12 protein-coding genes are annotated in these 12,415 nt (G+C 31.9%); all 12 read left to right on the forward strand.

Features of this window, described 5'->3' with window-relative positions; all coding sequences use genetic code 11:
• The first annotated feature begins 6 nt into the window (after window positions 1-6).
• The 12 genes from NiCM35_RS05815 (at window position 7) to pseC (ending at window position 12,365) form a co-directional block, all read left to right on the forward strand.
• Window positions 7-1,044 carry a TylF/MycF/NovP-related O-methyltransferase gene (locus NiCM35_RS05815; RefSeq protein WP_371470734.1) on the forward strand — a complete coding sequence of 346 codons (1,038 nt, stop codon included), beginning with the start codon at window positions 7-9 and terminating at the stop codon, window positions 1,042-1,044.
• A 67-nt stretch (window positions 1,045-1,111) separates the two neighbouring features.
• Complete coding sequence (locus NiCM35_RS05820; RefSeq protein ID WP_371470733.1) at window positions 1,112-2,536, forward strand: CDP-glycerol glycerophosphotransferase family protein; 1,425 nt, start codon at window positions 1,112-1,114, stop codon at window positions 2,534-2,536.
• 24 nt (window positions 2,537-2,560) lie between these two features.
• Complete coding sequence (locus tag NiCM35_RS05825; RefSeq protein WP_371470732.1) at window positions 2,561-3,568, forward strand: glycosyltransferase; 1,008 nt, start codon at window positions 2,561-2,563, stop codon at window positions 3,566-3,568.
• A 34-nt stretch (window positions 3,569-3,602) separates the two neighbouring features.
• A complete protein-coding gene (locus tag NiCM35_RS05830) occupies window positions 3,603-5,051 on the forward strand; it encodes a CDP-glycerol glycerophosphotransferase family protein (protein ID WP_433778913.1) in 1,449 nt (482 codons plus the stop codon).
• Window positions 5,035-5,727, forward strand: a complete 693-nt coding sequence (locus NiCM35_RS05835; protein WP_371470730.1) for a CDP-alcohol phosphatidyltransferase family protein — start codon at window positions 5,035-5,037, stop codon at window positions 5,725-5,727. The genes NiCM35_RS05830 and NiCM35_RS05835 overlap by 17 nt, the downstream gene beginning before the upstream one ends.
• Before the next feature lie 28 nt (window positions 5,728-5,755).
• Window positions 5,756-6,694, forward strand: coding sequence for an ATP-grasp domain-containing protein (locus NiCM35_RS05840; RefSeq protein ID WP_123258239.1), 939 nt, complete (start codon window positions 5,756-5,758; stop codon window positions 6,692-6,694).
• The gene (locus NiCM35_RS05845) at window positions 6,691-7,347 is read left to right on the forward strand and encodes an HAD family hydrolase (protein ID WP_433778915.1); all 657 of its coding nucleotides are present in this window, start codon (window positions 6,691-6,693) and stop codon (window positions 7,345-7,347) included. Before NiCM35_RS05840 ends, NiCM35_RS05845 begins: the two co-directional genes overlap by 4 nt.
• 23 nt (window positions 7,348-7,370) lie before the next feature.
• Window positions 7,371-8,096 (forward strand): cytidylyltransferase domain-containing protein, encoded by a 726-nt coding sequence (locus NiCM35_RS05850; RefSeq protein WP_371470728.1) that lies wholly within the window; start codon window positions 7,371-7,373, stop codon window positions 8,094-8,096.
• A gap of 1 nt (window position 8,097) precedes the next feature.
• A complete protein-coding gene (gene pseG, locus NiCM35_RS05855) occupies window positions 8,098-9,147 on the forward strand; it encodes a UDP-2,4-diacetamido-2,4,6-trideoxy-beta-L-altropyranose hydrolase (protein ID WP_371470727.1) in 1,050 nt (349 codons plus the stop codon).
• On the forward strand, window positions 9,144-10,196 hold the full coding sequence (gene pseI, locus NiCM35_RS05860; protein WP_371470725.1) for a pseudaminic acid synthase: 1,053 nt from the start codon (window positions 9,144-9,146) through the stop codon (window positions 10,194-10,196). The genes pseG and pseI overlap by 4 nt, the downstream gene beginning before the upstream one ends.
• Window positions 10,197-10,208: 12 nt before the next feature.
• Window positions 10,209-11,147, forward strand: coding sequence for an SDR family NAD(P)-dependent oxidoreductase (locus tag NiCM35_RS05865; RefSeq protein WP_123258234.1), 939 nt, complete (start codon window positions 10,209-10,211; stop codon window positions 11,145-11,147).
• 30 nt (window positions 11,148-11,177) lie between these two features.
• Window positions 11,178-12,365: a UDP-4-amino-4,6-dideoxy-N-acetyl-beta-L-altrosamine transaminase gene (gene pseC / locus NiCM35_RS05870; protein WP_433778918.1), complete on the forward strand. Its 1,188-nt coding sequence runs from the start codon at window positions 11,178-11,180 to the stop codon at window positions 12,363-12,365.
• The last annotated feature ends 50 nt before the right edge of the window (window positions 12,366-12,415 follow it).

Raw genomic sequence — 12,415 nt, forward strand, 5'->3', positions numbered from 1 at the left:
ATCCAATTGGAAAAAATCAAAGTGTTTATTTTCGGAACAGGATTGGGAGCCGAAAAAATCTTAAAGTATATCAATACAGATCAAGTATCAATTGAAGGATATATTGATAATAAAAAATTAGTTGAAAAAGTGGAATATAATAATAAACAAATCATATCGCCAAACGATTTAGGGCAATATGATTTTGACTTTATTATTATTGGAAGTTCTACTTACGCTGAGGAAATGCAAAATCAATTGCTGAAATTGGGAATTGATAATAAAAAAATAATCATTCCTTTGCGTCGAACAATGCAGCAAAAACAGTTTAGTGAATTCTATGTGAAAAAAAATCAAGAATATGAGAGATATAAAAAGGCCTTAAAACCTGAATACTTGCCTGAGATATTTAATGACTTTGGGCTATACTCCATAAATCAAGGTATTAGGGAAAGTCGAAAGATCAATTTAATAGAATATCCAGACTATGCCTTAAAGGGAAATGATTATGTTCGTTTATCTACTCTTGAATTATTATCACGTGAACTTGAATATAAGCAAGTAAAAGGAAGCATAGCTGAATTAGGAGTATATCAAGGCGACTTTACAAAAATTATTAGAGATCTATTTCCTCAAAAAAAATTCTATTTATTTGATACATTTGAAGGCTTTTCAGAAAAAGACATACATTTGGAAGAAATAAATAATTATTCTATAGCTAAAGCTGGAAGATTTGAGGATACTAATTTAGAAATTGTTTTGAAAAAAATTAAAAATCCAGACAATATTATTGTAAGAAAAGGCTACTTTCCTGAGACTACTATTGGATTAGAGGATGAATGCTTTTCCTTTGTCAGCATTGATGTAGATTTGTACCAGCCTACATTAGAAGGGCTAAAATATTTTTATAAGCGTTTATCAAAAGGTGGCTATATTTTAATTCATGACTATAATTTTGATAAATATAAGGGTGTAAAAAGTGCTGTGCGAGATTATTGTGAAAATGAAAACATCAGTTATACTCCAATTAGTGATTATTTTGGAAGTGTTTTAATTACGAAATAGTTGCTTGAATGAGTCATATCCTTAAAATAAATACGTTAAACGTTATATTAATAGTGAAGGTGTATGTATGAAACTTAATATTATTATTTTTGGAACTGGTAGTAGTTCAGAGAAGCTCTTGGAGATTCTTGATTTTGCTAAAGTGAATATTATTGGCTTTAGTGATAATAACGAAAGTAAGCATAATTTGACCTTTCGAAACCATGTTGTTTTCCCAGCTAGTGAAATAGTAAATCAAAATTTTGATTATGTCGTTATTGCAAGTCAATTCTCAAATGAGATATATAGCCAATTATTAGATATGGGAATCCATCATAAAAAAATAGTTCCAATGGATATAGCTGTCCATCATTATAATATGACTAAAAACTATAATGAAATCTTAAAGTCTATTACTCTCGCTAACAAACCTAGTGGTCGAAAAATAAAAATAGGCATTATAAATTACAATTATTCAAATTATAATGGATATGCTTTATATAAGTATATGCCTATAGAATTTAAGGGAAAATACGATGTATCTTTAATTGAAGAAAAAAATATGGGAGAGCTTATGGGCTTTGATGTTTTGTGCTCTTCTCATTTTGATGGTTTGTATGATGGAAGTCATATAAATATTGAAATGTGGCATGGATTTCCTCTGAAAAAAATGGGATATCTTCAGGAAAGTGGAGTAACAGAAGACGTAATTAATCATATTAAGCAACGATCAGACCAAATTCAATTAATTATGTCTTATTCCCAACTTTATAGTACCTTTTTTAATAGTTGTTTTCCAACTAATTCTAACAAATATAAGATAACTGGGATGCCGAGAAATGATTTGCTATTTGAAAAAAACAGTTTGGGAAAATTGGAAAAAGTAGTAGAGCAGAATTTAGACTTTGCTAATATAGTTTTCTATTTGCCAACATGGCGGAAAGGGAAAAATTCACAAGTTGAAACTAATAAAGAATGGAAAAAGCTAATAGGGTTTAAAGATGAAAGTAAAAAGAAACTAATTAAAATGTTAGAAGAAAAAAATCTCTTTCTAATAGTTAAACTACACCCTTATGAGTATAACCAATTTAAAGATTTAGAGATTTTTAAAGAAAAAAGGATATTTCTACTTTCAGAAGATATATTGAAGATGAATAAAATACATCTATATGAATTATTAGGCTGTGGAAAACTATTAATTACAGATTATTCATCCATATTTTTTGACACTTTACTAATTGATTTACCAGTAATTTTTGCACCAACAGATTTGGATGAATATACAGAAAATAGAGGATTCATGTTAGAGCCTTATCAATATTTTACTCCTGGTCCTACAGTTAATAGTTTTGAAGAGCTTAAAAGTAATATTTATTCCTTAATAGATGGTATTGATCCATATATTGATCATAGAGAGAGAATAAGGAATTTAGTGTTTAAGTTTTTGGATAATAAAGCTAGTCAGCGAGTATGGGATAGTATTGATGAATACTTAATGGTAAAAAGCCTTTGAATTTATAAAAGAGGGTGAAGCTAATTGGTACAATTAACAGCTCTTATGTCAGTATATAATGGTGAAAAACATATCAAGGAGACAATTGATAGTGTTTTAAACCAGTCTTTTACCGATTTTGAATTTATTGTTGTGGATGATGGCTCCAATGATGGAACAGTTGATATCCTAAAAAGTTATAAGGATAATCGGATGAAAGTTTTCTTTCTGGAAAAAAACGTTGGTATACCAAAAGCGTTGAATTTTGGTATTGATAAAAGTATCGGAGATTATGTAGTGAAAATTGATGCCGATGATGTTCAGCATCCAGAAAGATTTGAAAAGCAGTTATCTTTTATGTTAACTACTCCAAAAATGGCCCTATCTAAAACTCTTTGTGAGTACTTCCCAGATACTTTGGAAATAGAAAAAAGTCAAAGATACAAGACATTTAAAAAATATATAGAGCCATATAAAAATTCAACTTTAAATGAAGAACAAATAGCTGAAAGATTAAAGTGGTTTTGTTGTATATCTCATACAACAATGATGATTAAATTGGAGGTATTAAAAAAGTATCGTTATCGTAATCTTCCCTTGTTTGAGGATTATGATTTATTTTATCGACTTAATGAGGACAAGTTGTTAATGGGAAGTTTAAATGAATTTTTAGTTAAGATAAGAGTATCTTTAAATTCTACAACTGTCCGAAAAAAATACACATTAGATGAATGTGCGTTTTTAATCAAGGAAAAGCAATTAAATCAATTTAAAAATAATCAGTCAATCTATATTTGGGGTTCTGGAGAATTTGGAAAGTCAGTATATGAGGTATTAGTTAAGCGAGGTTGGCATTTACGGGGGTATATTGATTCGAACCCTGAATTACAAGGGAAGCTTATTGATGGCATGGAAGTGTATTCACCCGATATTATCGATAATAAAAAAATTAATAAAGTAATAGTTGCTTCTCAGCCAGGAATGTTTCAAATTATTGATTATCTTCAACAATTTGATTACCAATCAGAAGTGGACTTCATGGTATATAGATAAGAACACTATAAATACAAAAGGAAGAGATTATGCTTTGAAAAAAATAGGAATAGCTTGTACGAACATTTTCCATTATATACATCTTAAACGGATTGCTATAGAGCTTAGGAAAAATGAAATGGAAGTAATGTTTATCATTTATACTCCTAGACACGTAAATGGGCGATTTGAAAAGCTAGAAGAGTACTTTCAGAATAATGACATAAATTATTGTAGCTTTGAAGAGGTGTTTGGTAATCAAATTTCATTCGATATGATTATTGCCCCATATTTTTTACCAGGATTTCAATTATTGGATAATAAGATAATAAAAGTTAGATGTCTTTATGGTTATGCTAAGGACCGTTGGAATTATGCTGAATGGAATAAGGGATTTGATCTGATTTTAAGTTATGGGCAATATGCTGAGGAAAGATTAGCAAAGTTCAGCAAAGTTATAAATATAGGTCATCCAAGAAATAGAGAGAGTTATAAACAAGAACTACTAGATATACAAGGGAAGGCTTTTAGTAGAACATTAGTGAATAAGCCTATTGTGGTCTATTGTCCTACATGGGCAGATTTATCATCTTTAAACCTTTTTAGTACCTCGCTTGAGAAATTAAAAGAAAATTATACAGTTTTAATAAAATTGCACCATGGTAATGTGCTTTCCGATAATAACATAAAAATGGATGAATTTCTAAAGTCAGAAGATGTCTTTATATTTGATGAACAGTATGACCTTTTTGATTTGTTGAGTCAATGTGATGCTGTAATCAGTGATCATAGTGGAGCAATTTTTGATGCAATGCTTTTTAAGAAGCCTATAGTATTGTTGGACCCTTATCAAAATAAGGGGAATACTGGATTTACCAATTTGCAAAATATGAAAAATATAGCGGTATACACAAAAGAAAAAGAGGATGAAAGTAACTTAGAAAGTCTTGATATAAAGGTCAGAAACATACTTCCTCATACACAAGATATAAATAAATTACTAGATTTGATAGAAACTTCTATGAAAAATGAAGAAGTTCCTTATTCTGGTCTTTTAAAAGAATTATATAGCTTCAATGATAGTAAAGCTCCTAAAAGAGCGGTGAATGCATTGAAAAAGATATTGGCTTCTACTGAAATACAATCGAAAGATGCTAAAGATTTTCATATATTAGATGATGAAAAGATTTATCATTTTATTCTCCGCAATAAAAATGATCATTTAGCAATTTGGGGAGCTGGAGAAATTGGACAGGTTTTGTATTCTTGGATCACAGCAAAAGGCTTCGATATTTCTAGCATTTATGATTCAGATATAAATAAACACGGGAAATTGGTGCAGAACACTGAGGTCATTCCTCCGCAAGTAAAAGGAAAGATATTAATAACTGTTGCGAGCCATCAAAAAGAAATAATCTCTTTTTTAGAAAACGCTGGTTTAAGAAGTGGAGAAGATTTTATTTCAGTATTTCGGAGTGTAAATAGTAATGAAAATAGTCAGTAATTACAGGACGTTTAGATCTCGGTATGTAGTTCAGAAAAGAAGACCAGAAGAATATTTTTTTAATAAATACTACGCTCATTTAATTGATCCATTCTTTACAAAGCTTGTATATGATTTGCGGTTAAAACCAAATACAGTGACTATTATATCGGGCCTTTTAGGTGTTGGATCAGGAATATCAATGATGTTCCAACAATTAATATTGGCCGGAATACTATTGCAGATACACCATATTATTGACGGAGCTGATGGGAATTTAGCACGATTAACTAACCAATGTACAGTATTTGGAGCAAAATTAGATGCATATACAGATCGGCTTGTAAGAGCTGTTGTTTTAATTGGAATTATTCTAGCAACAAATGAACCTATGTGGATAGATGGATTATTAATTTTGACATTTGTTATTGATCATCTAGCAGTTCAAATCTATATATTGCCGTTTATTAGAAAATACGGAGTAATTCGGTCGAAATGGAAACAGTGGTTTTTAACTAGAGGGGTTATCCCTTCTTTTGATATATTTACTATTTATTTTTTGATTTCTTTGTTTGCGATCATGAACGAATTAGATATACTTATCTATCTATTAATAATTTTGAAGAATCTAGATTGGATTTATAGAGTATGGGAGTGTGTAAAAACTTCCATAATTTATAGAAGGAAAAAACTTTAAGAAATTAAATTTAGGAATGTGATATATATTGAATAAGATTCTTATAACGAGTATTTCAAGTAAAGTACCTTTAATAAGTTCAATCAGAGATTCTGCCAATTTAAAAGAAATATATATTATTGGTGCTGATATAAATGAACATGTTGTAGGAAGTCACTTCGTTGATGAGTTTTGGCATATGCCTAAACTGGCAGATATGTCTGTAAACGAAATACTTAATTTTTGCAAAAAAAAAGGTGTGAATATAATCTTTCCTACTAGAGATGGCGAATTGAAATACTTTGCCGAACATTATCAGGAGTTTAAGCAATATAATATCAGTGTGATGGTTTCTGATAAAAGAAGTATTGAAATAACTCAAGATAAATTCCTTTTTTTTAAAGAGTTACGCAAGATGGGATATCCAGTGATAGAAACAACAAGGGATATTAATGCTTTAAAATGCTCTACATTTGTAGTGAAAGAGAGATATGGATCAGGGTCTAAAAATATGCTTATAAATATAAATAAAGAAGATGCCATAAGTGGAGCAAATTATTTGGAAAGTCCCATCTATCAACCTTTTATTCAAGGTAAAGAGTATAGCGTAGATGTATATGTAAATAGGAATGGTAAAAGTAAAGGAGCGATTGTACGAGAAAGAGTAATGGTTGTGGACGGTGAATCACAAATTACTCGTACCATAGAGAACGAAAAGTTAACTAATTTGTCGATGAAATTAGCTGAAGATTTAGGGTTAAGTGGTCATGTTATGTTTCAAATTTTACTGGACAAGCATAATAATCCACAGATTATTGAATGTAATCCTAGAATAGGTGGGGCTTCAACATTAAGTATTAGAGCTGGTTTATCTAGTTTTCAATGGTTTATTTTAGAATCAAATAACGAGAATTTAGATAATTATCCGTTTATACAATGTAGCAAAGACTTGACATTAATTAGATATAAGAAGGATTTGATTTTGTGAAGGTGATAGTTTTTGATTTAGATGATACGCTTTATGATGAGCTATCATATGTAAAGAGTGGTTTTCGTGAAGTCGCTTCCTTTATTGAAAAAAAATATAATGTAGCTGCATTGGAAACTAATAAGTGGATGTGGTCACGTCTTCAAACACACGGAAGAGGTAGTATTTTTGATGATGTATTAAGAAATTATGGAATTTATACAAAGAAAGTTGCCAAAGAATGTTTATCGGTTTATAGAACGCATAAACCTAATATTTCATTGTCAAATAATACTTTGATATTTTTAAAGAGTATTTCTAGTTATCCTCTTTATATTGTGACTGATGGAAATAAAATTGTGCAGCATAATAAGTTAGAAGCGCTAGGTCTTTATCCGATAATGAAGCATTGTTATGTAACTCATCGATATGGAAAAAAGAATGCGAAACCTTCACCATATTGCTTTACACATATAATGAGACAAGAAAAAGTAGAAGCTCAAGATATTGTTTATGTAGGAGATAACCCGAGAAAAGACTTTGTTGGCATAAAGCCTCTTGGCTTTAAAACAATTCGTATAATGACAGGGCAGCATAAGCATATTGAGATGCCAGAAGAATATGAGGCTGATGATCGGATAGAAACTTTGCAGGACTTAAAGTTTTTTCTGTAACAATAATTGTAAGGTGGTAAAAAATGAAGACGATTGTAATTATTCAGGCTCGTATGGGATCATCAAGATTACCCGGGAAAATATTAAAACCTCTTGGAGAAGTAAATGTTTTAACTTATGTAGTTGAAAGATGTAAAAGAATTAGAGGAATTGATCAAGTTATTATTGCGACTTCAACACTTGCTCAAGATAATATTGTAGAAGAATGGTGTTTAAAACAAAATGTTTTATGTTATAGAGGATCTGAAACGGATGTGCTTGATAGATATGTAAAGGCAGCACAACCATATCAGCCAGATATGGTAATGAGAGTGACTGCGGATTGTCCTTTTGTTGATTATAATCTAGGTAGTAAAATGATTGAGAAAATGACAAAGGATAGGAAAGACTTTATACGGATTAATGGTAACTTACCTAGAGGCCTGGCTGTAGAGTTATGTTCTTATTCTTCATTATTATATATACACCAGCATGGAAGGGAAGAACGACATAGAGAACATGTCACCTACTATGCTTATGAAAATCCATCTGAATTTACATGGACTGAGATAGAAGCTTTGAAAACAATTCAAGAGCCATCCTTAAGAATAACCTTGGATACGAATGAGGATTATGAACTTTGTTGTAAAATTGCCGATTATTTCTACAATGACACTTTAATATCAGCAACAGATGTCGTGAAATACCTCGAAGAACATCCAGATATCGCAAAAATTAATTCTCATATTAAACAAAAGCCGGTTATTTAATATGATAGAAAATGTTGTTATTCGAGCTGATGCATCTTATCTAATTGGTTCTGGCCATGTAATGCGTTGCCTTACTTTAGCCCATATGCTAAGAGAAGAAGGAATAAAAGTTTCCTTTATATGCAATAAGGCAGAAGGGGATTTGTCTGAATTAATTATTCAGCAAGGATTTCATGTATATTTAAATCTTATTGATGATAGTAAGAAAACGGATCATGTTGTAAAAATATTAAAAAAAGTAAATTGTGATTTACTAATAATTGATCATTATCAAATTGATATAAAATGGGAAAAAGAAATGCGTTTCAACTTCCCTAACATGAAAATTATGGTAATTGATGATTTAGCAAATAGAAAGCATGATTGTGATATCTTACTTGATCAAAACTATGTTAAGGATTTTATGACTAGATATATAAAATTAGTTCCAAAGGAATGCAAACAGTTATTAGGTCCAAAATATTTACTTTTACGACCAGAATTTTATAAAAAAAACTCAAGAAAACAAAAAAAAGATAAACAAGTTCTTGATATATTAATTTTTTATGGAGGCTCTGATCCAACAAATGAAACAGATAAAGCTATTAATGCCTTATCTGTTCTAGATACTTCAAAAATAAAAGTGCATGTAGTTACTGGACAATCTAATATTAATAAGGAACATATTAGAGAAAAATGTGAGATGAATGGTTATTACTATTATTTACAAATTGACTACTTAGCTGATTTAATGAGACAAGCAGATCTTTCTTTAGGAGCTGGAGGAGTAACCATGTGGGAAAGATGTTATCTTGGTCTGCCATCAATTGTCACAATAGTAGAAGAGAATCAAAGAGCATCGGTAGTTGCGGCTTCTCAGTATGGGGCAATTTGGAATATGGGCTGGCATATTGAAGTCAAAGAAAATGATTTATCTCACATGCTAGAAAATATTTTAAAAGGAAAAGAAAAGTTGGAAAAAGTTAAGGAAAAGGCAAGAAATCTGATGAATGTTAATGAAACATATGTAAAAAAACCTGTAATTGAGGCTATTATGGAGGAAAAATCATGAACAATGAAATAAATATTGCTGGCAGGATGATAGGGGAAAATCACAAACCATTTATTATAGCTGAAATGTCCGGCAATCATAATCAATCTCTTGAAAAGGCACTTCAAATAGTAGAAGCTGCAGCAGAAGCGGGAGTTGATGCTTTAAAACTGCAAACTTATACTGCAGATACTATGACATTAGATGTAGATAACAGTGATTTTATGATTGATAATCCAGAAAGTTTATGGAAAGGCCAAACTTACCATGATCTGTATAAGAAAGCATACACTCCTTGGGAATGGCATAAAGAGATTTTTGAAAGATGTCATCAGTTAGGATTAATTGCTTTTAGTTCACCGTTTGACGAAACGGCAGTTGATTTTCTTGAAACGTTAGATGTCCCATGCTATAAAATAGCATCATTTGAAAATACTGACATTCCACTTATCCAAAAGGTTGCAAAGACAGGTAAACCAATAATCATTTCTACTGGTTTGGCAACTGCTGGGGAATTAGATGATACGTTAAAGGCTGCCAGGGATGCAGGAGCTAAAGATATAATTTTATTAAAATGTACAAGTACGTATCCAGCATCTCCTGATAATTCAAATTTATTAACGATTCCTCATATGAAAGATTTATTTCAATGTGAAGTAGGCTTGAGTGACCACACGATGGGAATAGGAGTAGGAGTAGCAAGTGTAGTTTTGGGAGCAACAGTCATTGAAAAACATTTTACTATTTCAAGATCTTCTGGTGGAACTGATGCTGCGTTTTCAATGGAACCTGATGAAATGAAGGCGTTGGTTTTAGAAACTGAAAGAGCATGGAAAAGCTTAGGGAAAATTAGTTATGGCCCCACTAAAGATGAATTGCCATCACTAAAAGATAGAAGATCTCTATATATTATTAAGGATATAGAAGAGGGAGAAGTATTTACTAAAGAGAATATCCGACCTATCCGTCCAGGGTATGGTTTACCTCCAAAACACTTACAAAGTATTTTAGGAAAAAAAGCGAAGAGTACTTTAAAAAAAGGAACTCCGCTTCAATGGGATTTACTGTAGAAAGGAGACATTATGAATATTCTATTAACAGGCGGAGCAGGCTTTATTGGCAGAGCTGTGGCAAAGAAGTTGCTGGCAGATGGACATAAAGTCTGGATTTTAGATGATTTATCCAATGGCAGTGAGAAAAATATTGAGGAATTTAAAGATCAACTGGAGGAATTCATTATTGGCGATATTAAGGATGAGGCATTGCTAGAGAAATTGTTTGCTAAAACATCCTTTGATATTTGCTATCATCTTGGAGCATCGATTAATGTCCAAGATTCGATTGATGATCCTCGAACAACTTTTAACAACGATACTATCGGGACTTTCTATGTATTGGAACAGTGTAGAAAAACCAACACAAAGGTTGTGTTTATGAGTACATGTATGGTGTATGATCAATGTACCGATGAAACAGGGATTACAGAACAGCATGCAATTAAACCAGCTTCTCCTTATGCAGGAAGTAAAATTGCAGCGGAAAATATGGTATTGTCTTATTATCATGCTTACGGTTTGCCAACTGTTGTAATCCGTCCGTTTAATACATATGGACCTTTTCAGAAAACTGGAGGAGAAGGTGGCGTAGTAGCTATTTTTCTGAAGAAAAAAATAGCTGGAGAGCAGCTTCATATATATGGTGAGGGAACGCAAACAAGAGATTTATTATATGTGGAAGATTGTGCAGAATTTGTTGTGAATGCTGGATATTCAGATGCTGTAAACGGAGAAATTGTAAATGCTGGCTTAGGAAGAGACGTTTCTATCAATGAACTGGCCCTTAAAATTGTTGGAGATTCGGACCGTATTAAACACATTGAACATATTCATCCGCAAAGTGAGATTCAAAAGCTTTTATGCAATTATGATAAGGCAAAACAATTATTAAATTGGAGCCCTAAGTATACCTTAGAAGCAGGATTAAGAGAAACGGAAGAATGGATTAAAAGTCACCTGATGTAAGGTGGCTTTTTTCCAAAGGAGGAAAATGAAATGGAATTAGCATTGTATGGAGGCCAACCAGTAAGACAGGACTTTCTGTCATATGGCCAACAATGGATTACAGAAGAAGATGTACAGGCAGTTGTAGAAACATTGCAAAGTCCTTATTTAACACAGGGTCCTAAAATTGATCAATTTGAACAAGCGATAGCAGAATATGTCGGCACAAAATATGCCGTTGCTTTTATAAATGGCACAGCTGCTCTGCATGGTGCTTGTTATGCAGCTGGCATAGATGATGGAGATGAAGTCATTACGACCCCAATGACATTTGCAGCGTCCGCCAACTGTGTTCTTTATATGGGAGGAAAACCAGTTTTTGCGGATATTGATAAACAAACTTATAATATTGACCCAATTAATATCGAGAAACTGATTACCTCTAAAACAAAGGCAATTATTGCTGTAGATTATACAGGACAGCCGGCGGATTTAGATGGAATTAAAGCGTTATGTAAAAAGCATCATTTAGTTTTTATAGAAGACGGTGCACATTCGATTGGCGCTTCTTATAAAGGAGAAAAGGTTGGCTCTCAAGCTGATATGACGATGTTCAGCTTTCATCCTGTTAAGCATATAACGACAGGTGAAGGTGGCATTATTGTCACTAATTCAGAAGAATATGCAAAAAAACTTCGATTATTTCGGTCACATGGCATCACGAAGGATACTTTAAAAGGGGATGAGGGACCATGGAGCTATGAAATGGTTGATTTAGGTATGAACTACCGAATGACAGATATACAAGCTAGTCTTGGATGTTCCCAATTAAAAAGACTTGATAGTTTTGTGAAAAGACGCAGAGAGATTGCTAATCAATATACAGTTGCTTTTCATAACATTCCGAATGTAGTGGTACCTTTTCAAGAGGCAGCTGGTGAATCAAGTTGGCATTTATACATGCTTCGATTGCGATTAGAGAGTTTAAGGGTAGATAGAAAGACAATATTTGAAGCTTTACGTGCTGAAAATATAGGTGTGCATGTTCATTATATCCCAGTCCATACTTTAGCTTATTACCGAAACTTAGGATATAAGAAGGGAATTTGTCCTAACGCTGAACTCTACTATGAAGAAGCGATTACACTTCCTTTATTTCCGAAAATGACAGAGGAAGATGTGCAATCTGTAATAAAAGCAGTGCAGAAAGTAATAGGCTATTTTTCGAAAGAAAGGTAATTTTCCTTATTTATCCCATTTTATTTACAATTGAAATAACTTTTTGTTAA

This window comes from Niallia sp. M35 (genome assembly GCF_050971705.1).
Classification (GTDB): Bacteria; Bacillota; Bacilli; order Bacillales; family Cytobacillaceae; genus Niallia; species Niallia circulans_A.